Genomic DNA, 24,809 nt, shown 5'->3' on the forward strand with positions numbered 1-24,809 from the left:
GTGAACGGAATCGCCGAAGGCGCCACACGTACCACACCCGGCAGATCGGCATTGCGGCCGGCATGGCCGATCTGCGCGCCCACCTTGGCGCCGAAACTGTGCAGCAGGTCGACCAGGCCTTTCAGGCCGGCGACATGCTCGTCGCTCCAGATACCCAGGTCGCCTTCGCCGATGCGGGCGTCTTTGTCTACTGCCAGCGTCTCGGGAAAGATCAGGCCGGCCTGGCCTTGGGCCCGGGCACCGTAGTGCACGCGGTGCCAGTCGGTGACGAAGCCGTCTTCGGCGGCCATGTGCATGCACATCGGCGACATGACGACACGGTTACGCAGTTTCAAGCCGTTCAGTTCGAAGGGGGAAAGCAACAAGCTCATGGATAAGGCCTCCGTTGGTGATGTGGGGCCATCGTAAGCCTTGAGTTATTTTTTAGTAAGTACGCACTTTTTTGATATGTAGATACATTTTTTATACCTACACAGGATCACGGGTAGTTGAACGTTCTGACTGCGAAATCCAGGAAAGCCCGCAGTTTGGGTGTCGCCCGCCTTCCCGAGGCATGCACCACATGCATCGAACGCGCGCAGGGCTCGTACTCTGGCAGCAGCCTGACAAGTCGACCGCTTTGCAGTTCATCCGCCACCAGTTCGAGTGGCTGGAGCATAACCCCCATACCCGCAACGGCCGCAGACCTGAGCGCTTCGCCACTGTCCGTGCAGAAACGGCCCGATATCCGAATGGTGATCCGGCCTTCTGGGCCATCGAAGGACCAGGTAGTGCGCAATGAGGTGTGGGAGAACACCAGGCACTCGTGGTTGGCCAGGTCATCAGGTGTACCCAGTTGTGCAGCCCCCTGCAGGTAGTCGGGCGATGCGCAGAGCACCAGCGGATAGGCCCCCAGGCGCCTGGCCACCAGGCTGCTGTCTGGCAGTTCGCCGGTCCTGAACACGATGTCATAGCTCTCTTCGACCAGGTCGACCGTGCGGTTGGTAAGGCACAGCTCGACGGACACCTCCGGGTGTTGACGCAGGAATTCGGGCAATGCCGGCGCCAGTCCGTGACTGCCAAAGGTGACCGGCGCACTGATACGTAGCTTGCCCCTGGGCCGCGAGCGCGATTCGGCAATCAGCGCTTCCGCCTGCTCTACCTCATCCAGGATGATCTTTGCGCGCTCATAGAACACCTGGCCACTGTCGGTCAGGTTCTGGCTGCGTGTGGTGCGGCTGAGCAGTTGTGTGCCGAGGCTGTCCTCGAGCGCCCTGATCTGCTTGCCTGCCACTTGGGAAGACAAACCGAGCTGGACAGCGGCAGCGGAAATGGAGCCGGCTTCCACCGCCTTCACGAAGGCGCGCATACAGGTCAATCGGTCCATTGGAATCAATCCGTTTCAAGTCATAAAATAAAACATCGATTTTAACCATATTATTTCAACCGTACAGTGATCGTGCTCGCAGCAAAACCTGCTGCACAAGGCAGTTCCACTCAGAGGTGAAATACAGTGAAATCGATCATGAAAACGGCACTCCTGGCAGCGGTAGTCGGGATCTCGGCGTCAGCATCCGCGTCCACCCCCACCGTGCAACCGAAGCCGACCGTGGTGCTGGTGCATGGCGCCTTCGCCGACGGTTCTACCTGGAACAACGTGATCCCGCTGCTGCAGGCCAAGGGGCTCAACGTGGTGTCCGTGCAGAACCCCCTGTCCTCGCTCGAGGACGATGTGGCGGCTACCCGCCGGGCCCTGGATGCTCAGAAGGGCCCGGTAGTGCTCGTCGGCCACTCATGGGGTGGGATGGTGATCACCCAGGCGGGGCAGCATGAAAACGTCAAATCGCTCGTGTACATCGCCGCTTTCGCGCCTTCGGAAGGTGAATCGGTTGCCGACCTGTCGAAGGCCTACCCGACCCCGACGGGCCTCACCCATATCGTTGCCGACAAGGAAGGTTTTCTGACCCTCACGCCTGAGGGCATCGAGAAACACCTGGCGGCGGATGTCTCCAGCGACCAGACCAGGTTGATGATTGTCACGCAAACACCGATCCGTGGTTCCAGCTTCGAACAGAAAGTGACGGCAGCTGCATGGAAAACCAGGCCTTCCTGGTATCTGCTCAGTGAGCAGGATCACATGATCCAACCCGAGCTGCAGGCCGCGATGGCGAAGAAGATTTCTGCACAGGTGACACGCTTGGCGGCAGACCACGTTCCACATCTGTCGAAGCCAGAAGCCGTGGCGGAGATCATCTTGAAGGCAGTAGATAAAACCCCGCAGTGATGTGACACACTCATAACTTCAGCTGCGTCGCCGAGGTGTCTCATATCGAGTCAGAGACACCTCGGAATAACAACAAGGCGTTGCAATGATGTCCCATGCCCTTTGCGAAAATGCCAAAGCCTTCGTCGCCAAACGCCATCAGATGTTGGTTGGCGATCAGTGGAGGCATTATTCAAACGCTGTCTGGGCGTCAACACGGTATTCCGACCTGGAATACGCCCATGAAAATCATGAATTTTATTTATCGTTGCGGATTTCGTAGCGTGTCTTCTTCATGCATATGGAGATGACCCCGTGAACAGTTCCCGCCTGCGCCTGTACGTTGACGCTCAATTCACCAGCCCCTATGCCATGTCGGCTTTCGTGGTGCTTCGCGAAAAAGGCATCGAATTTGAAATGAGCCCCGTGGACCTTGAAGCGTTCGAAAACCAGGCAGAAGACTATGCCAGTCTCTCGCTGACCCAGCGGGTACCCACGCTGGTGCATGGCGACTTCGCCTTGTCTGAATCGTCGGCGATCACTGAGTACCTGGAAGACGCTTTCCCCCAGGCGCCGGTTTACCCCAAAGACCTGATGCAGCGTGCGAAGGCACGGCAAGTCCAGGCATGGCTGCGCAGTGACCTGCTGCCCATTCGGCAGGAGCGGTCCACATTGGTTGTGTTTTATGGCCGCAAATCAGGTCCCTTGTCGGCAGATGCCCAGTCGGCAGCGCGCAAGCTGATCGGTGCCGCGCAAACACTGCTGGCCGACAGCCCCACGTACCTGTTCGGCCAATGGTCGATTGCCGATGTTGACCTGGCCTTGATGCTCAACCGGCTGATACTCAATGGTGACGCCGTGCCACCCGCGCTGGTGGAGTACGCGCAGCGCCAATGGCAACGACCAACCGTACAGGAGTGGGTCAAACTGCAACGCCCTCTGATATAGGGGATTAAGATAAAGCCCGAGCGAACCCACCACTCTCAAGGCGCAAAAAAAAAAGCGGCCCGAAGGCCGCAAAGCATCTCATGGAGTAGAGATAACGGAATGTCCGGCAGCCTGCCTGCCGACCGCTAGCGGCCGCACCAGCCAGGCCGCCAGCGCGGGCAGCAGCAGGATGGCGCCGAACACATTGACCAGGAACATGAACGCCAGCAGCACGCCCATGTCAGCTTGAAACTTGAGTGTGGAGAACACCCAGGTGGCCACCGATACCGTCATGGTCACGGCGGTGAACAGCGAAGCGGTGCCACGCTGCTTGAGGGCTTCGACAAAGGCCGCGCGCAGGTCCAGGTGACGGGAGTGCATTTCGTGGCGGATGCGCTCGAACAGGTAGATGCCATAGTCAACGCCGACGCCAACCCCCAGCGCCACCACCGGCAGGGTGTTGACCTTGAGCCCGATACCGAGCAACGCCATCAGCCCGTTGCACAGCACCGTCACCAGGGCGAGCGGCAGGATGATGCACAGGGTGATGCGCAGCGAACGGAAGCTCAGCAGGCACAGCAGCGTCACCGAACCGAACAACGCCAGGTTGACCCACTTGTCCGCCGCGGCCACCGCCTCGTTGGTTGCCGCCATCACGCCGACGTTGCCGCTGGCCAGCTGGAAGCGCAGTTGCTCGCTGTCGTTGTCGGCCTTGAACGCTTTGATCCGCTCGATGATGTGCGCGATGGTCGACGCCTGGTGATCCTCGGTGTACAGCGAAATGGGCATCGCGGTGCAGGTCGAGTTCATCAGTTCATTGCCAAGGCGCGTGGCAAAACCAACGCCCTGGGCGATTTGCGCACGCTCTTCAGGAATGGTCCGCCATTTGATGAAGGTTTCGGCGTTGCCCTGGGTGACCTGGCCCACATAGCCGGCCAACCCGCGTACCGTCGCGATGCCTTCGGTCTGCTTCATGGAGAATTCGAAGTCCTCCAGCTTGCTCATGACGTTGCGATCCACGCAGGGTGACTCGGCGCCATTGGCCTCAGCCACGACCTGGAGCAGATCGACGCCGATGGCGAAGTTGCGAGTGACCATGGCCACATCCTGGTTGTAGCGCGAATCGGCGCGTAGCTCCGGGACGCCCTGCCCCATGTCACCCACCTTCAACTTGCCCGCCTGCCACACACCCGCGACAAGCAAGGCCAACGCCATCAGGATCACCGGCACACTCCCTTTGCGGGTGGCCAGCACCCCAAGGCACTCCCACATCCAGTCACCGGCGGTTTCCTTGCCACGCAGGCGATCGGCATCCTTGGGCGAAAAGCGCATGTAGGACAGCAGTATCGGCAACAGCAGCTTGTTGGTGAGGATCATCAGGCTGACCCCGAGCGTGGCGGTGATGGCAAGCTCACGCACCATCTCGATCTGCACGAAGGCGATCACCAGAAAGCCCAAGGCATTGGCCAGCAGCGCCATGGCGCCTGGAATGAAGAGCTTCTGGAAGCAATTGCGCGAAGCGGTGATGCTGTCGTGTCCACGCAAGGTTTCCAGCTTCCAGGCATTGGTCATCTGCACCGCATGGGAGACGCCAATGGAGAAAATCAGGAACGGCACCAGGATCGACATGGGGTCGAGCGCCAAGCCCAGCAGCGGCAGCAGGCCCAGCAGCCAGATCACCGGCACCATGGCGCACACCAGCGCCCAGGACGTCAGCATCCGCGATCCGCAGTACCAGTAGAGCAACAGCGCAGTAATCACGAACGCCACGGCAAAGAACAACAGCACGCCCGCGGCACCATCGGCAATGTCCCCCGTGGATTTGGCGAAGCCAATGATGTGCACGCTGATGCCGTCTTTCTCATGTTTGGCGCGCACCGCCTCGAGGGCTTTACCCACCGCCTGCAGGTCCAGGCGGCTTCCTGTCTCGGGGTCCACTTCCTGCAGGTTCGCCACCACCATCGCCGCGCTCAGGTCATTGGCGACGATGCGGCCGACCCAGTCGGACTTGAGCACGTTCTCGCGCACCGCCTTGAGTTGCTCGGGGGTGCCGGCGAAGTCGGCGGCGACAATGTTGCCTCCGCGAAAGCCGTCTTCCACCACTTCGTTGTAGCGCACATTGGCCGTAAACAGCGAGGTGACCGAACTGCGTTCGACCCCCTTGATGTAGAACACCTCTTCGGTGACCTGGCGCAAGCTGTCCATGAAGGCAGGCTCGAAGATCTCGCCCTTGTCGTTCTTCAACACCAGCAGCACCTTGTTGGCACCGCCGAACACCGACTGGTACTTGAGGAATGACTGCATGTACTCATGTTGCAGCGGGATCATCTTGGAGAAGCCCGCCTCCACCCGCAGCCGTGTGGCGGTAAAGGTGAACAACAGCGTCAGCAGAATGAAAAAGATCAGCAGCGGCCGACGAAAATGGAAAATCCAGTAGGACACTTTTCCGACCAGGCCGCGAGAAAAGTGTTGGCGATCGAGCGCCAGTTCGTCAGCGACGGGTCGGATACCGCGGTCGTCTTGATAGTTGCTCATAGGAACCTCAATTGCCTGAAGCTTTTGCCAGGCGCAGCGACTGCACGCCGGCATCGCCGACGACCAACGCGCCGTCGTCCACTGCCACGATCTGCGCCAGGCCACCATGGGCGGCCTTGCTCAGCTGAAAACTGCGCCCATCGTCGCTGCTCAGTGCCACCAGGCCGGCATTGCCCACCAAGGCGATGCGTCCGTCCGGCAAGACCTGCCCGCCTTGCAAGGCCACGCTCGACTCCAGCTCGATCGATCGCCAGCTCTGCCCCTGGTCGCTGGAGCGATAGAGGTTGCCGCGCATGCCGAATGCCAGCAGCGCACCGTTTGGCGTGGCCAGGCCGCCGAAGAACGAGCCCTCATAGGGCGACTCCAGCGCTTGCCAATGCTCGCCCCTGTCATCCGAGCGCAGCAGCGTGCCGGACTCGCCGAACAGGAAGAGTCGGCCACCGGCCACGATGACCCTGGCAATATGCCGGTCGAAGTTCTCGTCGAGCACCTGTTTGCGGGCCCAGTGCTGCCCACCGTCGCGAGACTCCAGGTAGTGACCGAAGGCGCCGTAGGCAACAAAGTGCCCGCCTCCCAAATGGGTCACACCCAGCAGCGAGTCATGGCCTATGCCGTCAAGCGGAATACGTGTCCATTGCTGGCCGCCATCGGTGGTGCGCAACAGCGTAGCGCCATGGCCAACAGCGATACCCAGGTGCTCATCGGCAAACGCCAGCGCCGTCAGGGTTCGCTGGGCCTGGGTCGGTACGGCTTGCCAATGTTGCCCCTGGTCGACGGAGCGAAGGATCCAGCCACGCTCGCCGACACTGAACAGTTGCGTACCGACTCGCTGGATATCGAGCAGAATGATGCGGTCCGGTTTGATCGGGGACCCGGGCATCACCGGCTCATCCGCAAGGACGGCGGTCGACGCCGCAAGCACTGCCCAGAGCACGCCGTGCACCGGTTTGGCAAAAAAGGCCATTGGCCATTCCTCTCTTGTTATTAGTCTGAGGCGACCCGGGATAGAGTCGCCTCGCTGCCGCTTGAGGGATCAGTGACCGGCGCGGCGCAGGGCGTCGGGCTGGAACTCGGCCTGGCGACCCGTGACGCCGAATTTCCACGGCTGCCGGACCTCGTTGTCCAGGCCGGAAACGATGTAGTTCCCGTTGCTCAGGTCATGGAAAATGTTGGCGCGGTACCACGGCACACCGACGTCATAGAACTGGATCTGCGGATGCACGCCGATGCGCCACAGCTGACCGCGCGTGTCATAGGCATCTTCGAGCAGTACGGTCCAGCTGTCCTCGTCGAGGTACATCGTGCGCTTGCCGTAGATATGCTTCTGGCCGGTCTTGAGCGTGCCTTCGACGACCCAGGTACGGTGCAGCTCGTAGCGCATCAGGTCGGAGTTGATGGTGCCTTTCTGCAGGATGTTCTCGTACTTCAATGACTTGTCGGACAGCTTGTAGTCGTTGTACGGAACATAGATTTCCTTCTTGCCGACCAGCTTCCAGTCGTAACGGTCTGGGGCGCCGTTGTAGCCGTCGTACTGGTCGGTCACGCGCATGCTCTCGGTGCCGTCGCTGACGTTGTCGTAGGCCAGGTCCGGGGCGCGGCGGACACGGCGGGCACCGGCGTTGTAGATCCACGCCGAGCGCGCCTCCTTGACCTGGTCAACGGGCTCGCGCACCAGGTACACCGTCCCCTGCAAGGTAGCCGGTTCCTGGAAGTAGCCCAGGAAGGAGAACAGGTGGTTGTCGATGCTGCGATCCATGTTCTGGTCGAACACCCGGTTTTCGCGGAAACCGACTTTGTACGACTCGCCGCTGCTACGCACCGGGAACCAGTGATAGGAGCGCTCGAAACCGCCGCCAAGGTAGCGCACCAGGTGGTTCCAGATCGCCTCCTGACCATTCTTCGGGATCGGGAACGGGATGTTCGAACCATTGAGGTTGCTAAGGCCAAAGCCCTGCAACTCGACCTGGGTAGCCTGGGCCTTGGCCTTGGCAGTGACCTCGGCCGGCAGCGCCGCGGTGCGTCGCGTCTGGTAGATCGGCATCTTGAAGTTGTCGTATTTCTTCAACAAGGCCAGGGTGCCGGGCGTCAGTTTGTCTTTGTACTGGTCGGCATTGGCCGCCGTGATCACCATCAGCGGCTTGTCTTGCGGGAACGGGTCGACGTAGCCCTTCGCCGGCGTCCAGCCTGCCGGAGGCGCAGTAAGGCCACCCTGCCAGGCCGGGATGCTGCCATCGGCATTGCCGGCTTTCTCTGCGCCGACCGGCGTGAGGTCGGCGCCCAGGCGAGCGGCTTCTTCGGCGGTCAACTTGGCCCATGCATTGCCGGTACCCATCAGCAGCGCGGTAGTCAGCGCCAGCGCCAGTGGTTTGCGGCACATCGTTATTGTTTTCATGCCCGGTTCCTCATCAGAATTTGTAGCTGTAGTTGGCGGAGTAGTAGTCACGGTCGCGCAACGGGTCGTACTCGGCATCGTTGTTGTAGGTGACGTAGTTGAATTCCAGGCTGTGCTCTTTCAGGTAGTCGAAGCGCACACCGGCACCGACGGTCAGGCGACCCTCGTTGAACTGGCCGTCCAGCGACACACCGTCCACGTCCTGGCCGAGAAACAGGCTCGGATAGGTGCTGACACCGATACCCAGCAGGTCCGGGTATTCCAGCTGACCGCGCAGGCGGTAGCCCCAGGCAAAGTCGGTGATGTATCCCTGGTTCTTGCAGCCATCGGGCTGCGGGTTGCTGGCAGTACCGCAGAGGTTGCCGCCATAGGTCGGATGGGAGCCGGAGCCGAAGATGAAGCCCCGCCCGTAGCGAATATCGTCGTCACCCTGGGGGACATCGTTCCACTGGAAGGCGACCTCTCCCACCACCTGCAGGTTGGAAGCACCCAGCACATTGGGGAACAGGTTGATCCCGTTGACCTGCAACTGGGTCTTCTCAAAGCGGTCGTAGCCTCGAACATAAGCGTCCTGCCCGGCGGCACGCGCTTGCGCGCCCTGCGGTCCAACACCTTGCACCAAGGCACCGACCAGGTCGTTACCGTTGCGTTGTACCGGCGCATTGGGTGAGTAACTCAGCTCCGCGCCGACAGACCAGCTGGCCAGGGTAGTTGCCGCGCTCAGGCCATAGAGGCGGATGTCTTCGGGGTATTCCCAGAAACCGCTGGAGGAAGTGGCGTTGAAGGGCAGTTGCTCATGGACCTGTATCGGGTTGAGAAATGGCCCCCGCGCCCCGACCGGGATTGCCCCCCACGTGCCGCTGTGGCCAGAAATGATCGGCGTGCGCGAGTGGATATTCATGGCGTAGGCGCCGAACTCAGTGTCGATCGACTCGACCAGGTAGCGCAGCGCCATCCCCCACTGGCCAGAGTCCTTGGCATCTTCCCCGCTGCTCAGCGGCACGTTCAGGCCATTGCGAAAGCCGACCGGATTGCTCACCGAAGGCAGCGAGGTGGCCATGGTGCAGCCACCTGGGTGAGTCGAGATGATGGTCTCGGTCGTCGACCAGTAGTTGCCACAGCCTTCAACGACGGTAGGCTCCCACTTGAACTGGTAAAAGGCTTCGAGCGACAAGCCTTCGCTGAGGCCGAAGCTGCCGGAAATCATCCAGACCGGGAGCAAGGCCTCCTTGACCTCGGTACCCGGCCGGCGCAGCGAGGGCACGTCGATCGGGTTGATCTGGTTCACGCCCTGCACAAAGACACTCTCGCCCCAGTTCAGCACCTGCCGCCCCAGGCGCACCTGCAGCGGACGCTCAGCCAGGTAATAGGTGTCATAGACATAGGCATCGAGCAGGTAAACGCCCTTGTTCTTCTGCAAGTCCTCGAAGCCATCATCGGACAGGGGCTTCTTCTGATAGCCGTTGGCCTGGTTGCCGAAGTGCACGTCCTCGTCTTCCAGTGCCTGGTCATACCAGCCCTTGACCCGCAGCAAGCCGCCCATATCGCCCTTGCTCAGGTTCAGCTCGGTCAGGACCTTGGCAATGGTAGAGAAGCGATCGCCACGATCGTAGTTGAGGTTACCGCCGTCGGTGTTCGACCCACCCAGGCCGTCGGTCTTGCCGATCACCTGGCCATCCAGTCGACTGTACAGCTCGTTGTCCCGCGCTTCGGCGCGCCAGCTGCTGCCAATGGAAACCGTGGTGTCCAGACTCCCCGACCAACCGCTGTCGGTGTCGAAATTGAATGCCTGCGCGTTACCTGCGCCGGCGCCGAGCATACCCAGCAGTACTGCCTGGCCAAGCCTGTGCCGGATGAACTCTGTTTGTGGCGAATTTATTATTGTCATTGCTCACATTCCTAAAAAATCCCGACGCTATCGGTGTGCTCAAACACGCTGGCCCTTTGGCAATCCTTCAGATAACGCCCCACTCCCCATGCATTCGCGGGCCAGGTATTGGCGAGCTCAGTAAACCGTGGGCATCTGGCGGTTAGCCCCTCCCGAGATGGGAGGGGCTTGGGAGGGGCGTGAACACAAGCACCTCGCCGCGTCCAGGACGGGTACGGCTACGGGCAAGAAACGCGGAGATGCACAACGCGCTGGCCATCAAGGCTCAGCGCGTCGAGGGGCGATTTGACTTAGGCTTTGTACGAAAAGCCCTGTGGGAGCAACTGTCTTGATTGCCTGACGGTGTAGCCGCTGCCGCCAGGCTGCGATCGGTCGCGAAGCGACCGTAAAACCTGGCGACTTCTGTCTGTCGGGTACAACGAGGTGACCGTGCTGCGACTGCTGCGCAGTCGATCGCAGTCTCGTTCCTCGGCAGCGGCTACAGGGTGTAGCCGCTGCCGCCAGTCTCTGTGCGCGGGCTCGTCATTCGCACTCGATCGCGGGGCAAGCCCGCTCCCACAATCAGCCGACACGCCGCGAACTGGCCTGCCAGAACGGCTCGCGCAGTTCGTTCTTGAGCACCTTGCCGGCGCCGGAGAGCGGAAGCGCGGCGCAGAACGCCACACTCTTGGGCGCCTTGTAGCTGGCGATCCGTTGCTTGCAATGGGCGATCAGCGCCTCCGCGTTCGGCGCGGCGCCCGCCTTGGCCACCACCACCGCGTGCACCGCCTCCCCCCATTGCTCGCTGGGGATACCGATCACCGCGCACATGGCAACGTCCGGGTGGCTACAGAGCACATTCTCCACCTCGGCCGAAAACACGTTCTCGCCGCCCGTGACAATCATGTCCTTGAGGCGATCGACAATGAAGATGTAGCCCTGCTCGTCCATCCTGGCGCCATCACCGGTACGCAGCCAGCCGTCGCCGGGCAATGCCGCCAGGGTCTGGTCGGGCTTGTTCAGGTAACCGCTCATCATGTTCGGGCCACGCACCACGATTTCGCCGATACTGCCGCGCGGCACTTCGCGGCCATCGCCATCGACGATCTTCACCTCCACCGCCCGGGTGGCGCGCCCACAAGAGCGGAGCATGCCCGGCTTGGCAGACGCGCTGTGCTGGTCCGGGCCGAGCACCGACACGATCGGGCTCATCTCGGTCTGCCCGTAGGCCTGGAACAGTTGCACACCTGGCAACAGCGCTTGCAGGCTGCGCAGTGTCTGCTCCTGAATGGGCGATGCGCCATAGATCAGATGGTGCAGGGAAGCCAGATTGAAACGGCCCACCTCGGGGTGGTTGATCAGCAGCTGGATCATGGTCGGCACCAGCATGGCCACATCGATGCCATGGCCCTGGATCGCCGCCATCGCCTCGAGGGGCTGGAACGCGGGCAGGATGACGTGTTTCGCACCTTCAAGCACACCGACATAACCGGTGGCCATGTCCGCCAGGTGGAACATCGGCGCCGCACGCAGCATGGTCGCCTCCGGCCGCACCAGGCCTTCGGCCGCCAGGGCGATCTGGCTGCTCCAGAAGGCAGCATGGCTGATCATCACCCCCTTGGGAAAGCCCGTGGTGCCCCCGGTGTAAAACACACCCAGCAAATCATCGCCGCCACGGCGGGCATCCTCCATGGGCGTTGCCTGGGCCAGCAGCGCTTCGTAATCCAGCATGCCGTCAGGTGTCGGCCCCTCGCCGAGGTAAATGACATGACGTAAGGCAGGCACCTGCTCGCGCATCTGCGCAACCGCGTCCTTGAAGTGGTCGTCAACCAGCAGCACCGTGCTTTGCGAATCGCTCAGCGCGTAGGCGTTCTCTTGTGCACTCCAGCGCGTGTTGCAGAGGTTGAGCACAGCGTCGGCCCAGGGCACGGCGAAGCAATATTCAAGGTAGCGGTCAGAATTCAAGCCGAGCATGGCAACGCAGTCGCCACGCTTGACGCCGAGTTCGCGCAACGCCCCGGCCAGCCTTGCAACTCGCTCGACAAACTGCTGCACGCTGTGGCTACGGTCACCGTAAACAGTCATCAAACGCTCAGGACTGCGTTGCAGGTTACGGTGCAAGGGCTGAGTGAAGTACATGGTCTCTCCTGGGGTTGCAGCTATTGTTGTTGTCCTTGCCTGTACGGCAGTTCGCTGGCATCGCTCCCGGCAACCTATCGCAGGGCGGTTGCCCGCACCCCTCCCATCTCGGGAGGGGCCGACCTCAGTCGAACAGGCCGAATTGCCGCGCCTTGTTCACGGCATCTTCGCGAGAAAAAGCACCGAGTTTGCCGAAGATGTTCTTCAGGTGCCACTTGATCGTGCCGGGTGACAGATCAAGCACCTTGGCAATGCTCTTGGTGGACAGGCCACGCGCCAGCTGTTCGACCACTTCAAGCTCACGGGGCGACAGGATATCGCCACCCGCCAACTGCGCCCGAGCGCCCTCTTGCGGGCCACTGGAGCCACCTTGCCCATCGGCGGCGCGCATCAGGCAGTGCTGCACGTAGTCCCGCTCCAGGGCGGTCAAGGCGCTGCTGCTGAGCGATTGCAACAGGCGCACCCCTGCCCCCCCCTCATCGAGGAAGACCCGGAACATTCCGTATTCGCACGCCGTGCGCAAGGCCGTCGCCAGGTGGCGCTGGGCTTCATGGGACTGGTTCAATGCAGTCCTGGCGATTGCCGCACGGATACACAGCACGGTCGCAGGTTGCAACTGGCCCCACTCCTGGCAGACCAACGCCCAGCTCTCCCCCACCTCGGCCGCCGCGCGAAAGTTGCCTTCGGCCAGATCCAGCGCGGTTTGCGCCAGTGCACAGGCCAGGGGAATTTCGGCCCAGGCACAACCCCGTTGGGTCAGGTACGGCGCGGCCAGCACACCCAGGCGCCGATTGGCTTCGCGAGCCCGGGCCAGGTCAAGTTGCTGGCAGGCGAACTGGATCTGTTCGGAAAACCGCCACGCCTGGAGACGATCGACGCCAGTGCTCTCGGCGATCTCACCCAGCCGATCGAGCGTTGCATGCGCGGCCTCCACCCTGCCGGCAGCCCACTGCAGATGCGCCTGGGCCTGGTAGGTATACAAAATGCAGTCCGAGGTGCCCAGCACCTCGGCCACACCGAAACAGCCTTCAAGGTAATCCTCGGCCGCTTCCAGGCTGCCCAGGTGATAACAGGTCAGGGCAAGGGTGGACTTGATGAAGATCGCCACATCCTGTGCCAGCGAGTCGTGGCGCATCACCTGCCCAAGGACCGCTTCCAGGTCGCGCCGGGCCTGGTTCATGTCACCCTGGACAAAAAAGCTGAGCCCGCACAACGGATCAAGAAACGGCCGCGCACCCGGTCCTTGCGCGTGCTTGAGCAATCCCCGCGTGCGGTAGACCAGATCACGCACGAACACCGTCCGCCCGGCCTTGAGCAGGGCCACGCCGGCCAGGGTGTAGAGCATGAGCAAGTGAAAATGACGAAGCCCGGACGGCTGCGCCATCAAGGGGTCGAGCAGCGCCAGCACCTGGGTCGAATCATCACGACGCAGCAGGTACATCGCTCGCAGCAGACGCAGTTCGATTGCAACTTCCGGGGTATCGACCTCAGGGTGATCTTCGATCGAGCCGAGGGTCAACTCGAAGCGCTCCAGGCGATTGCACGTCAGCTCCGCCCACCCCACGGCCAGGAGCAGGCCGATCTGCCTGGACCAGGCCTGACGCGGCAACTCGTCGGCCAGGCGCAACAGTTGGGCAAAATGCGCGTCGGCGATCAAGGAGCGTGCCGCCCGTGCCAACAACTGTACGCTGCCCTCCAGGTCATTGGCCGCCTGGGCGTGGCGAATGGCTTCGACATACAAGCCGTGTTCGGCAAACCATTGGCTGGCCGCCTGGTTGACCCGGTTCATCTGCGCCGCTGGCAGCTCATTGCGGCGGCGCTCCAGGTAGCCTGAAAACATCTGATGGAAACGGAACCACTGCAAACGGCCATCAAGGTCGATCGGCAGCAGGAACAGGTTCTGTTCCCACAAGATATCGAGCACCGCCGTGCTTTCGGGATTGCCGGTCAAGGCCGCGCACAACTCGCGATTGAAGCGTCGGCACGTCGACACCTGCACCATCGCGGCGATCTGTTCGGCTGACAGCACACGGCTGAAGCACTCATCCAGATAGGCATCGATACCTGACTCATCGACGGCCCTGGACACATCGAAGCAGGCGCGAAAGCCCTGTTCGAAATCCTTGCTGTGGCGAAGGGACAGGACGCTGATCTGCAGCCCCGCAGCCCAGCCGTCGGTCAATTGGTAAAGGCGCTGCTGCTGCTCCTCGGACAGGCCATCGAGGCCGTTGAGCGCCAGCAGGCTGAGCTGTTCTTCTGCGGTCAGGCGCAGGTCAGCGAAGTCGATCTGGGTCAACTGTCCCTTTATCCCCATCGCCAGCAGGCCAAGGGCCGGGCGTTGGCGGGTGGTGATCACCAGGTGAAAGTTGTCCGGCGCCAGCTCGATGAGACGCTGGAGCATGGCCAACGCTGGCGGCGCGGTGAGGTAGTGAAGATCTTCGAGAAACAGGTAAATGGACTGCGGGTGCTCGTAGAGGGCGTTGATCAGCAGTGACAGCAGCACCTCCAGCGAGCGCTGGTCGGTACGTTCGCTCAGGCCGATCATCTCCTCGCCGACCGCCAGGCCCGCTGCCCGCAGGCTGGCGACCAGGTAGGCGGCCCACAGCGTCTCGTCGTCGGACCCCAGGTTGAACCAGGCGACATCCAGGCCCGCACGGATCAACCGCTGCCGCCATTGCGCCGCCAGGGTGCTCTTGCCGCTGCCCGCCGGGCCCAGAATCAAGGTCAGTCTGCGCTCGCGCCCGGCTTCGAGCAGTTCCAGCAGGCGTTCCCGCGGCAAGGCCCTGGGGTCGACACGTGGCGGCGACCATTTGGTACGGATAAGGATGGTAGTGGAGCACTTCATAAGGCTAACCAGACAATGAATGACGCCTGTCACATTCGACGTAGTTTATCGCGATAGCAGTCCCGTACCGGAACACACGGGACGACCGGTGTGACGCCCCTTTGCCGTTGAACAGCGGGGCATCACCTGCCCGCCCATAGCAGCATCAGCGCAGATGCACATAGGTGCCAGGCGCCGCTTCAGCCGCGGGGTAAGCCTTGTTACCCAGTTTCAGCGGGGCTTTTCTGCGCGTGCCCGAGCGCGCCTGCAGCCAGGCCAGCCAATGGGTCCACCACGACCCTGTGTGCTCGTTCGACGCCTCCAGCCACGCCTGCGCATCCTCTGGCAAGCTGTTGCCGGTCATGAAACGCGCCTTGGGGTTGCCCGGCGGGTTGAGGATGCTTTGAATGTGCCCGCTGCTGGAAACCACGAATTCACCCTGGCCACCGAACAGGTTCATGGAGCGGTAGCAGGCATCCCAGGGCGTGATGTGATCCGTCAGGCCGGCCATGCAGTAGAAGTCGCAGGTCACCTGCCTGAGGTCGATGGGAGTACCGCACACCTCCAGGGCCCCGGCGCGGGTCAGCGGATTGGTCTGGTACATTTCGATGAACTCGCCATGCAGCGCCGCTGGCAGATTGGTGGTGTCATTGTTCCAGTACAGTACATCGAAGGCTGGCGGCTCGTTACCCAAGAGGTAGTTGTTGATCCAGTAACTCCAGATCAAGTCGTTGGGGCGCATCCAGGCGAATACCTTGGCCAGTTCCCGGCCCTCGAGTACGCCCGCTTGCTGGGAGCGCCGCCTGGCTGCCGCCAGGGACTTCTCGTCGGCGAACATCGACACCTGGGTGTCGGGACGTATATCCAGCATGCTCACCGCCAGGGTGAAGGCATTGACCTTTTTCTCGCCAAGGGCGGCATAGTGCCCCAGCAGCGATGACATGGTGCTGCCGCCGGAGCAGGCACCGAAGGTGTTCAGGTCAGCGCTGCCGGTAATCGCGAGTACCGCGTCGACCGCCTCCTTGAGGGCCTCGATGTAGGCCGACAAGCCCCACTCGCGCTGGGCCTTGCCCGGGTTGCGCCAACTGACGGCGAACGTCTGGATACCACCGTCGAGCAGGAAGCGAATCAGACTCTTCTCCGGTGCCAGGTCGAACAGGTAGAACTTGTTGATCTGCGGCGGCACCACCAGCAGCGGCCGCACCTGCACCTGCTCGCTGCGGGGCCGGTACTGGATCAGCTCCAGCAACTCGTTGCGAAACACCACCACGCCTTCGGTAATGCCCAGGTTGTAGCCCACCTGAAACGCCGACTTGTCCACCTGACTGGGCATTCCCCCGTTTTCGATCACGTCGCGGGCCAGGTTGACGACGCCATCCAGCACACTCTTGCCACCAGTTTCGAAGCAGCGTTTGAGTGCTGCCGGGTTGGCCAGGGTGTTGGTCGGCGACATGGCCTGCGCCAGCAGCCCGATGATGAACTGGCCGCGATAGGTATCCTGTTCGTTGAGGTCGCTGGCGCTGATCCAGTCATCCATTTCCTGGCACCACGCCAGGTAAGCCCGCATCAAGCGACGGTACACCGGGTTGCGCTGCCAGGTCGGCTCGTCGAAACGCTTGTCCCCTGCTGCCGGCTGGAGCTGCGAACGGTCGAGGAGGATGTTGTTCAACTGCATGCCGAAGGTGAGCATGTGCCTGGCACTGTGCACCGGCTGCTTCACCATCTGTTGCAGGACCAGGCGGGCACTGCCCAGCAAGTCGCGCCCACGCGGGCCGAATGCCGGGTTCAGGCTCAAGGTGTGATTGGCGGCCTGCGAAGAGAGCTCTTTATCGTTCTTGTCCATTGTCACACTCCGTGTTTACTCAACACTCAGGGTGGCTCGAAGCCTGTCTCGCATCCATCGTTGGCGAAGCGGCCCAGGGCGGGCCGCACGCGCATTTATCCGTAACGTGCATCCTCTTTGAGCATCGCGGCCGCCTTCTCGCCGATCATCACCGTCGGCGCATTGGTGTTGCCGCCGGGAATGGTGGGCATGACCGAGGCGTCGGCGATCCGCAGACCTTCGACGCCACGCACCCGCAGACGCGCATCGACCACCGCCAGCGGATCACAGGCGGGGCCCATTTTGCAGGTACCGACCGGGTGGTACTGGGTATCGGCACGACGGCGGATGTCCTGCTCGATCTGGGCGTCGTCGTTCCAGTCGATGGGATAGATGAGTTCCGGGCCAAAGCGGCTGAAGTGTTCGGATTCCAGGATGCGGGACTGGATCTTCGCCGCCCGCACCAGCAAGTCGATGTCTTCGCGCTGTTCGAAGAAGCGTGGATCGATAACCGGCGCATCAAGTGGGTTACGGCTGCGCAACGTGACGGTGCCGGTGCTTTTTGGCCGTAACACTTCGATATGGCAGCTGTAGCCATAGCCCCAGTGCAAACGGCGACCATGGTCATCGACCACGGCGGTGACGAAGACCATTTGCAGGTCCGGTTTGTCCAGGGCGGGATCTGAGCGCAGGAAGGCGCCGGCCTCGGCAAAATTGGTGGTCAGCATGCCGCTGCGCTTGCTCGCCCACTCCACCGCGGCAGCGGCCATCTTGACCCCGGAACCGAGCGTCAGGCCCATGCAGCCCTCGGGATAGCGGGCCTTGTAGGGCACGGTGTAGTCAATGTGATCCTGCAGGTTCTGCCCGACGCCGGGCAGGTCCACCCGCAACGGAATACCCAGCCTGGCCAATTCCCCAGCCGGGCCGATACCGGACAACATCAAGGCCTGCGGCGAACCAAAGGCACCCGCAGCGAGAATGACCTCACGACGCGCACGCACCTCCTCGATGTCTTTGCCGTTGTGATAACGCACCCCGACACAGCGCTTGCCCTCGAACATCAGGCTATGAAACGGGGCGTTGAGATAGAGCTGCAGATTCTTGCGATCGAGAATGGGCCACAGATAGCCCTTGGCCGCGCTGCAACGCTCCCCGTCTTTCTGGGTCACCTGATAGCGGAAGCAGCCATCCTGCTCGCGACCATTGTAGTCGTCGGTGCGGGCAACGCCCTGCGCCTCGGCGGCGCTCATGAACACCTCGCACAGCGGGCTCGGTGACTGCAGCTCCGCGACATTCAGCGGGCCGCCAGCGCCATGGAACTCGTTTTCGCCGAAGCGCTCGTTGTGCTCCGACTTCTTGAAATACGGCAATACCTGGTCATAGCCCCACCCCGGGTTGCCAAGGCTCTGCCAGTGGTCGTAGTCCCAGCGGTGGCCGCGCACATAGACCATGCCGTTGATCGAACTGGAGCCGCCCAGTGCCTTGCCGCGTGGCTGGTAGCCCTTGCGACCGTTGAGGCCCGGCTGTTCCACGGTTTCGAACGACCAGTTATGGAAGCCTTCACGCATCATGACCACCACGCCCGGCGGCGCCTGGATCAGCACCTTCTTGTCACTGCCGCCGGCTTCGAGCACACAGACACTGACCTGCGGATCCTCACTCAGCCTGGCCGCGACCGGACAGCCGCCCGATCCACCACCCACCACCACATAGTCGAATTCACGCTGAGCCATATCAATTGTCCTCAAGATTCACGGTCGAATCGGCGCTGCCCAGGTACAGCTTCAGTGTCAGCTTTTGCAGCCGGCCACCGAAGGGCGGATGGAATAAATGGGTTGGGAACCAGGTACGTCGCTTGAACACCGTGCGTGCGTGGCTCAGCTCGCGAAAGCCTTCCTCGCCGTGGTAGTTGCCCATGCCGGAATTGCCTGTGCCACCGAACGGGGCGGCGTGGTTGAGGGCATGCCATCCCCAGTCGTTGATGGTGACCCCGCCGCAATGGGTCTGCCCGAGCAACCGGTCGATGCTCTGTGTGTCGGTGGAGAAGATGTACAGCGCCAGAGGCCGCTGCCCGCCATTGATCTGGGTGACCACGCTGTCCAGGCCGTCATGGCCCAGCACGGGCAGCAACGGGCCGAAGATTTCCTCCTGCATGACCCGCATCTGCGGCGTCACCCTGGTCAGGATGTGTAGCGGCATCTTGCGCCCGGGGCCGGGTTCGCCACACACCGTGACATGGGCGCCCTTGGCCCGCGCATCTTCCAACAGCCCCTGGAGGCGCTGGTACTGGCGATCGTCAATGATCGAACTGTAGTCGTCATTGTGTGCCGGCCGCGCACCGTAGAGCGCCTGAAACTGGCGCCGAAGTTCGCTGGCAAAGCGCTCCACCTCGCCGCTCGGCACCAGGGCGTAGTCCGGCGCAATGCAGATCTGCCCGCAGTTGGTGCCTTTGCCATGCACGATACGCCGTGCGGCATCGCTCAAGTCGTAGTCGGCCAGTACCACCGCAGGCGATTTGCCGCCCAGTTCCAGGGTCACCGGTGTCAGGTTGGCCGCGGCGGCACGCATGACCAGGCGCCCGACGCCGGGTGAGCCGGTGAAGACCATGTGATCGAACGGCAGTGAGGAAAACAGCCCGGGGTCTTCCAGCTCACCGCCGACCAGGGCCACCTGCGTCTCGTCGAAGACCTCGGCCAGCATGCGCTTGAGCACGGCGTTGGTACGGGGATTGAACTCGGACATCTTGAGCATCACCCGATTACCTGCGGCAAGTGCGCTGACCAGGCCGGCGACGGCAATATAGACCGGAAAATTCCAGGCGGATATGACGCCCACCACGCCTTTTGCCTGGTACTCGACCCTCAACTGGTTACCCTTGAACAGCAACTCGGTCGGACGTCGGCTTGGCTTCATCCACCCCCCCAGATGCTTGAGGGTATGGTTGATATGAAGCATGCAGCCCATCAGGTCGAGGAACTTGGTGTCGACCGCCGAGCGGTGGCCGAAATCGGCGCTCATCGCCTGGGCGATGACATCCTGGTAACGCCGCAACTGGGTGCGCAGCGCACGGAGCCGTGCCTTGCGCTCGCCCAGTGAAGGATGCGGCTGAGCACGGAAAGCTTCGCGTTGCATCGCGAATACACGGGCAACGCGCTGCGCCGCCATTTCGTGGTTCATGCCTGGGTTCCTTTCTTATTGGATACTGCCCACCCGCCCCCGGAACACTGCCGGGTGGCATCTGTGCGTGAGAAAAGCGTACGACCGGGGCTGCAGGCATAAAATAGCCGTAGGCACCAAAGCTATTGCATTGGACCTTAAGCAACGGCCGGAAAAACGATGCCGCCCGCCGTCATGGCGTGCGGCATCGGCACATCAGGGCTGTTTCTGCTGGCGCAGTTTTTCTTCGATCTGCATGTCCACGCGCTTGCGCACCTGATCGATGCTGAAGCTCGCCGGCTTCTGGCTCGGCGGGTACTCGACGAAGGTCTGCAGGAACCGGGACGCCTTCATCGTGGCTACGCCCAGCAGGTAGGCGTTCTTGATGATCCAGTCGTAATACTGGTCAGAGACCACGTCAGCGCGCTCATAGGGGTCCATGCGCAGGTTGAAGATCTTCGGCGCCCGCAGGCAGACGAACGGCTCGCTCCACACCTCGAAGCCACCCGGTTTACGCTGCTCGCAGAACACCGCCTTCCAGTCGCCGAAGCGCGATGCGACCAGCACGCCGTCGTCGTTGAAGTAGTAGTACTCCTTACGCGCACTGTCCTTCGTCTTGCCGGTCAGGTAGTCGAGCTGGTTATAGCCATCCAGGTGCACTTTGTAGGTGTTGCCGCCGATGCTGGCACCCTTGAGCAGGCGCTCCTTGATGTCGCTATCACCGGCCGCCGCCAGCAGCGTGGGGAACCAGTCCATCCCCGAGAACAGCTCGGTGGACACTTCGCCGGCCTTGATCTTGCCTGGCCAGCGCACCAGCGCCGGTACCCGGAAGGCTCCTTCCCAGTTGGAGTTCTTCTCGTTGCGAAACGGCGTGGTTGCCGCATCCGGCCAGGAGAACTGGTTGGGCCCGTTGTCGGTGCTGTAGACCACGATGGTGTTGTCGGCGATTTTCAGATCGTCGAGGGTCTTCAACAATTTGCCGACGTCACCATCGTGCTCGAGCATGCCGTCGGCATAGTCGTTGCCGGGCATTCCACTCATCCCCTGATGCGCCTTGCGCACGTGGGTGAACAGGTGCATGCGCGTGGTGTTCATCCAGACAAAGAACGGCTTGTCGGCCGAGGCCTGTTTCTTGATGAAGTTCTGGGCCGCCGCGACGGTTTCATCGTCGATGGTTTCCATGCGCTTGGTCGTCAGCGCGCCGGTGTCTTCGATCTTGCCGTCCGAGAAACTGTGGATCACCCCACGCGGCGTGGCGGCCTTGACGAAGTCCGGGTCATCCTTGGGCCAGTAAGGGCGTTCGGGTTCTTCTTCGGCATTGAGGTGGTACAGGTTACCGAAGAACTCGTCGAAGCCATGGGCCGTAGGCAAGTACTCGTCGCGGTCTCCCAGGTGGTTCTTGCCGAACTGACCAGTGGCATAGCCCTGCGCCTTCAGGGCCTGGGCGATGGTGATATCGCGCGCCTGCAGGCCGACCGGCGCACCGGGCATGCCGACTTTGGTCAGCCCCGTGCGCAGTGAAGACTGCCCGGTGATAAAGGTGGAACGGCCGGCCGTGCAGCTGTTCTCACCATAGTAATCGGTGAACATCATGCCTTCGCTGGCAATGCGGTCGATGTTCGGTGTTTTATAGCCGACCACACCCTTGCCATAGGCACTGATGTTGGTCTGGCCGATGTCATCGCCGTAGATCACCAGGATGTTCGGCTTGTCAGCCGCCCCGGCCGTTGCCGTAAGCCCCAGCTGAGAAACGCCTGCCAGGATGACCGGCAACAGCCACTTGCGTTGTTTTTTCATGTTGTGTCCTTTTTCTGACCAGCCACGCCGGACTATCCAAACAGCGCCGAATGAGCCGGTCACATACCGGTCAGGCCGCCACTGCAAATGAGCGTCTGACCACTGACATAGTCGGACTCGGGGATGCAGAACAGGTAGACCGAGCCTGCGGCTTCTTCCGGTGTGCCGGCGCGGCCCAGGGGAATGCTGCGCTCGAGCATGGTCATCAGGTCGGGATTGATGCCGACCTTGATCGCGCGGCCTTCAATTTCCGCGGTGGCGTTACCGTCGGCACTGGCTTCGGTCAGCCGCGTCTTGATAAACCCATAGGCCACACAGTTGACGGTGGTGTTCAGGCGCCCCCACTCCTTGGCCAGGGTCATGGTCATGCCGGTGATACCGGCCTTGGCGGTGGCGTAGTTGGCTTGACCGGCATTGCCGAACAGGCCGGCAACCGAAGAAATATTCACCACTTTGCGGACATTGCGCACACCGGCTTCCTGCTCAGCCTTGGCCAGGTTGCGGATGACCGGCTGCGCCGCGCGCAGGATGCGAAATGGCGCGGTAAGGTGTACATCGAGCATGGCGTACCACTGCTCGTCGCTCATCTTCTGGATCACGCTGTCCCAGGTGTAGCCGGCGTTGTTGATGATGATGTCCAGCCCCTGGTAGTGCGAGACCGCAGCGCCCACGAAGCGCTCGGCGAAGTCCGGCGCCGCGACGCTGCCGACACAGGCGATCGCCTCACCCCCCATGGCCTTGATGGCCTCCACCACTTCCATCGCCGGTTCCGCGTCCAGGTCATTGACCACTACGCGGGCACCGTCGGCCGCCAGTTTCAGGGCGATGGCGCGGCCGATGCCACGGCCGGAGCCGGTGATCAGGGCAACTTTGCCCTCGAGTTTCTTGTTCATTTATCGGTCTCACATCAGGTTGGAAATCAGGAGGGGTTAGCCGATGGCGATCAGGGCGTCGCCAGCGATCTTGACCTGGCCGTACTGGTTGGTCGTGGCGACCTCGACCCGGACGCAGCGCTCGCCGTCGACATCGGCGATCTCGACCACCCGGCCCTGGCAGGTCACAACGTTGCCCAGGTGAGTGATGCCCTGGAAGCGCACACCGAAGTGACGCAGCTGGCGTTGTGGCGCCCACTGGGTCAGCAGGCGGCCGAGCCAGGCCATCCCCAACATGCCGTGGGCGAAGACATCGGGCATACCGGCCTTGCGGGCAAAATCGACATCGATATGGATCGGGTTGAGATCACCCGAGGCGCAGCCAAACAGGGCCAGGGTGGTGCGGTCCACCACTGGCAGCGACAACGCCGGCAGGACGTCGCCGACCTTCACGTTTTGCAGTGCATACGTCATGTTCGCAGCTCCTCAGTTGCGCACGACGAGCACGGTGCGCAACTCGGCGACCAGCTCGTCATTGTCGTTGCGGACTTCCGAGGTCTTGACCAGGAACTCCAGGGCGCCGCCCTTCTTGTCGAAGATGTCGTCGATGCGCGACTTCACCGTGACCGTTTCGCCCGCGCACACCGGCTGGTGGTAGGTGAAGCTCTGTTCACCGTGGAGGATCCTGGCAATCGGGATGTCCAGATCCGCCAGCATCCGGTCCACCGTGCCGGCATCCAGCTCGGCACCGAACAGGAAGGTGGGCGGCACCAGCAGGTCGGCATGGCCGGCATCCCGGGCGGCAGTCAGGTCGGTGTACAGCGGGTCGGTTTCACCGATGGCCCGGGCGAACGCGCACAGGCGTCCGCGCTCGAGCACCATTGTGGTGGCGGCCAGTTCATGGCCGATCCACTTCTTGTCGATCATGGTTCGCTCCTCAGGCTTTTTCGTAGAGGGTGACGACGCAGGCGCCGCCCAGCCCCAGGTTGTGCTGCAGGGCCAGGCGCGCACCTTTGACCTGGCGCAGATCAGCCTGACCACGCAGCTGCTGGACCAGCTCGGTGCACTGGGCAAGGCCCGTTGCGCCCAATGGATGACCCTTGGAGAGCAGCCCACCCGATGGATTGGTGACGAACCTGCCGCCGTAGGTGTTGTCGCCATCCTCGATGAAGCGCTCTGCTCCACCGACCGGGCAAAGGCCCAGCGCCTCGTAACTGAGCAGCTCGTTCTGGGCGAAGCAGTCATGCAGCTCGATCACCTGAATGTCTTGCGGGCCGACGCCGGCCGCTTCATAGACCCGCTGCGCCGCCGTCCTGGTCATGCTGAAGCCGACCACCTCACGCATGTCATGCGCCGAGAAGGTGTGCGGCGTGTCGGTGACCATGGACTGCGCACGGATGCGCACGCCCCCCTTGAGACCATGACGCCTGAGGAAGTTCTCGGAGCAAAGGATCGCCGCACCGGCACCACAGGTCGGCGGACAGGCCATCAGGCGGGTCAGCACGCCTGGCCATACTGCCGGAGAATTCATCACATCCTCGGTGCTGACGACATTGCGAAACAGCGCCATCGGATTGTTGGCCGCATGTCGGCTGGCCTTGGCGCGGATCTTGGCGAAGGTTTCCAGGCGCGTACCAAACTGCTGCATATGCGCCAGGCCCGCACCACCGAAGTAGCGCAACGCCAGCGGAACATCGGCATTGCCGACCAGCTCGTCGGTGGCCTCGTCGAAGCGCTCGAAGGGGCTGGGCCGGTCACCGAACAGGGTGCCCAGTGCGCCGGGACTCATCTGCTCGAAACCCAGCGCCAGGGCACATTCTGCCGCACCGCTGCGCACGGCCTGGTTGGCCAGGTACAGCGCACTGGAGCCGGTGGAGCAGTTGTTGTTGACGTTGACCACCGGAATACCGGTCATGCCGACTTCGTACAGGGCGCGCTGGCCGGAGGTGGAGTCGCCATACACATAGCCGACATAAGCCTGTTCAACCTGCCCGTAGCCCAGGCCGCCATCGGCCAACGCCAGGCGCACGGCGCTGGCGGCCATCTGCGGATAGGGCGCGTTGGCTCCCGGCTTGACGAAGGGGATCATGCCGACCCCGATCACATACACATTGCGGCTCATTAGCGTGCTCCTGAATTAAGTTGCGACAAAGTGCAGCGTTGTGGGGCTTAATGTTATGGACGTCCCTGAAACCGCCAATGTCGTGGCGCCGCAAATCGCTTGCAGAATCCACCA

General features: G+C 62.2%; 17 protein-coding genes and 1 pseudogene. 2 read left to right on the forward strand and 16 right to left on the reverse strand.

Annotated elements, in window-relative coordinates; translation table 11 throughout:
• Together ACIQUS_RS25915 and ACIQUS_RS25920 are read right to left on the reverse strand one after the other, a co-directional pair.
• Positions 1-371, reverse strand: a pseudogene (locus ACIQUS_RS25915) (NADPH dehydrogenase); the annotation flags it as partial.
• A gap of 107 nt (positions 372-478) precedes the next feature.
• On the reverse strand, positions 479-1,366 hold the full coding sequence (locus tag ACIQUS_RS25920; RefSeq protein WP_403053620.1) for a LysR substrate-binding domain-containing protein: 888 nt from the start codon (positions 1,364-1,366) through the stop codon (positions 479-481).
• Between the two features lie 138 nt (positions 1,367-1,504).
• On the opposite strand from ACIQUS_RS25920, the gene ACIQUS_RS25925 reads away from it, so the two are divergent.
• Together ACIQUS_RS25925 and yfcF are read left to right on the forward strand one after the other, a co-directional pair.
• Positions 1,505-2,263 (forward strand): alpha/beta fold hydrolase, encoded by a 759-nt coding sequence (locus ACIQUS_RS25925; protein ID WP_403053677.1) that lies wholly within the window; start codon positions 1,505-1,507, stop codon positions 2,261-2,263.
• A 294-nt stretch (positions 2,264-2,557) separates the two neighbouring features.
• On the forward strand, positions 2,558-3,190 hold the full coding sequence (yfcF, locus tag ACIQUS_RS25930; protein WP_403053623.1) for a glutathione transferase: 633 nt from the start codon (positions 2,558-2,560) through the stop codon (positions 3,188-3,190).
• Between the two features lie 78 nt (positions 3,191-3,268).
• On the opposite strand, the gene ACIQUS_RS25935 is transcribed toward yfcF, so the two are convergent.
• The 14 genes from ACIQUS_RS25935 to ACIQUS_RS26000 form a co-directional block, all read right to left on the reverse strand.
• Entirely contained in the window at positions 3,269-5,704 is a 2,436-nt protein-coding gene (locus ACIQUS_RS25935; protein ID WP_403053626.1) for an RND family transporter, read from the reverse strand.
• Positions 5,705-5,711: 7 nt separating this feature from the next.
• Positions 5,712-6,668, reverse strand: coding sequence for a WD40/YVTN/BNR-like repeat-containing protein (locus ACIQUS_RS25940; RefSeq protein ID WP_403053629.1), 957 nt, complete (start codon positions 6,666-6,668; stop codon positions 5,712-5,714).
• A 69-nt stretch (positions 6,669-6,737) separates the two neighbouring features.
• The gene (locus tag ACIQUS_RS25945) at positions 6,738-8,096 is read right to left on the reverse strand and encodes a DUF1329 domain-containing protein (protein ID WP_403053632.1); all 1,359 of its coding nucleotides are present in this window, start codon (positions 8,094-8,096) and stop codon (positions 6,738-6,740) included.
• 13 nt (positions 8,097-8,109) lie between these two features.
• Positions 8,110-9,984: a DUF1302 domain-containing protein gene (locus tag ACIQUS_RS25950; protein WP_403053635.1), complete on the reverse strand. Its 1,875-nt coding sequence runs from the start codon at positions 9,982-9,984 to the stop codon at positions 8,110-8,112.
• Between the two features lie 561 nt (positions 9,985-10,545).
• Positions 10,546-12,102, reverse strand: a complete 1,557-nt coding sequence (locus ACIQUS_RS25955) for a long-chain-fatty-acid--CoA ligase (protein WP_403053637.1) — start codon at positions 12,100-12,102, stop codon at positions 10,546-10,548.
• Between the two features lie 124 nt (positions 12,103-12,226).
• Entirely contained in the window at positions 12,227-14,947 is a 2,721-nt protein-coding gene (locus tag ACIQUS_RS25960; RefSeq protein WP_403053640.1) for a LuxR C-terminal-related transcriptional regulator, read from the reverse strand.
• Positions 14,948-15,092: 145 nt separating this feature from the next.
• Entirely contained in the window at positions 15,093-16,769 is a 1,677-nt protein-coding gene (phaC, locus tag ACIQUS_RS25965) for a class II poly(R)-hydroxyalkanoic acid synthase (protein ID WP_403053643.1), read from the reverse strand.
• A 95-nt stretch (positions 16,770-16,864) separates the two neighbouring features.
• Positions 16,865-18,481 carry a GMC family oxidoreductase gene (locus ACIQUS_RS25970; RefSeq protein WP_403053646.1) on the reverse strand — a complete coding sequence of 539 codons (1,617 nt, stop codon included), beginning with the start codon at positions 18,479-18,481 and terminating at the stop codon, positions 16,865-16,867.
• A gap of 1 nt (position 18,482) precedes the next feature.
• Entirely contained in the window at positions 18,483-19,925 is a 1,443-nt protein-coding gene (locus tag ACIQUS_RS25975) for a coniferyl aldehyde dehydrogenase (protein WP_403053649.1), read from the reverse strand.
• 195 nt (positions 19,926-20,120) lie between these two features.
• Positions 20,121-21,701, reverse strand: a complete 1,581-nt coding sequence (locus tag ACIQUS_RS25980; protein WP_403053651.1) for an arylsulfatase — start codon at positions 21,699-21,701, stop codon at positions 20,121-20,123.
• A 59-nt stretch (positions 21,702-21,760) separates the two neighbouring features.
• The gene (locus tag ACIQUS_RS25985; protein ID WP_403053654.1) at positions 21,761-22,594 is read right to left on the reverse strand and encodes an SDR family NAD(P)-dependent oxidoreductase; all 834 of its coding nucleotides are present in this window, start codon (positions 22,592-22,594) and stop codon (positions 21,761-21,763) included.
• Positions 22,595-22,630: 36 nt separating this feature from the next.
• Positions 22,631-23,047 (reverse strand): MaoC family dehydratase, encoded by a 417-nt coding sequence (locus ACIQUS_RS25990; protein ID WP_403053657.1) that lies wholly within the window; start codon positions 23,045-23,047, stop codon positions 22,631-22,633.
• A 12-nt stretch (positions 23,048-23,059) separates the two neighbouring features.
• Positions 23,060-23,500, reverse strand: coding sequence for a MaoC family dehydratase N-terminal domain-containing protein (locus ACIQUS_RS25995; RefSeq protein ID WP_403053660.1), 441 nt, complete (start codon positions 23,498-23,500; stop codon positions 23,060-23,062).
• A gap of 10 nt (positions 23,501-23,510) precedes the next feature.
• Complete coding sequence (locus ACIQUS_RS26000; protein WP_403053663.1) at positions 23,511-24,695, reverse strand: lipid-transfer protein; 1,185 nt, start codon at positions 24,693-24,695, stop codon at positions 23,511-23,513.
• Positions 24,696-24,809 lie beyond the last annotated feature (114 nt).

This window comes from Pseudomonas sp. NPDC090755, assembly GCF_044769005.1.
Lineage (GTDB): Bacteria > Pseudomonadota > Gammaproteobacteria > Pseudomonadales > Pseudomonadaceae > Aquipseudomonas.

Coding starts and splice junctions, on each gene's coding strand:
- ACIQUS_RS25920 (WP_403053620.1), bottom strand. CDS start 1,366: ATGGACCGATTGACCTGTATGCGCGCCTTCGTGAAGGCGGTGGAAGCC.
- ACIQUS_RS25925 (WP_403053677.1), top strand. CDS start 1,505: ATGAAAACGGCACTCCTGGCAGCGGTAGTCGGGATCTCGGCGTCAGCA.
- ACIQUS_RS25935 (WP_403053626.1), bottom strand. CDS start 5,704: ATGAGCAACTATCAAGACGACCGCGGTATCCGACCCGTCGCTGACGAA.
- ACIQUS_RS25940 (WP_403053629.1), bottom strand. CDS start 6,668: ATGGCCTTTTTTGCCAAACCGGTGCACGGCGTGCTCTGGGCAGTGCTT.
- ACIQUS_RS25945 (WP_403053632.1), bottom strand. CDS start 8,096: ATGAAAACAATAACGATGTGCCGCAAACCACTGGCGCTGGCGCTGACT.
- ACIQUS_RS25950 (WP_403053635.1), bottom strand. CDS start 9,984: ATGACAATAATAAATTCGCCACAAACAGAGTTCATCCGGCACAGGCTT.
- ACIQUS_RS25955 (WP_403053637.1), bottom strand. CDS start 12,102: ATGTACTTCACTCAGCCCTTGCACCGTAACCTGCAACGCAGTCCTGAG.
- ACIQUS_RS25960 (WP_403053640.1), bottom strand. CDS start 14,947: ATGAAGTGCTCCACTACCATCCTTATCCGTACCAAATGGTCGCCGCCA.
- phaC (WP_403053643.1), bottom strand. CDS start 16,769: ATGGACAAGAACGATAAAGAGCTCTCTTCGCAGGCCGCCAATCACACC.
- ACIQUS_RS25970 (WP_403053646.1), bottom strand. CDS start 18,481: ATGGCTCAGCGTGAATTCGACTATGTGGTGGTGGGTGGTGGATCGGGC.
- ACIQUS_RS25975 (WP_403053649.1), bottom strand. CDS start 19,925: ATGAACCACGAAATGGCGGCGCAGCGCGTTGCCCGTGTATTCGCGATG.
- ACIQUS_RS25980 (WP_403053651.1), bottom strand. CDS start 21,701: ATGAAAAAACAACGCAAGTGGCTGTTGCCGGTCATCCTGGCAGGCGTT.
- ACIQUS_RS25985 (WP_403053654.1), bottom strand. CDS start 22,594: ATGAACAAGAAACTCGAGGGCAAAGTTGCCCTGATCACCGGCTCCGGC.
- ACIQUS_RS25990 (WP_403053657.1), bottom strand. CDS start 23,047: ATGACGTATGCACTGCAAAACGTGAAGGTCGGCGACGTCCTGCCGGCG.
- ACIQUS_RS25995 (WP_403053660.1), bottom strand. CDS start 23,500: ATGATCGACAAGAAGTGGATCGGCCATGAACTGGCCGCCACCACAATG.
- ACIQUS_RS26000 (WP_403053663.1), bottom strand. CDS start 24,695: ATGAGCCGCAATGTGTATGTGATCGGGGTCGGCATGATCCCCTTCGTC.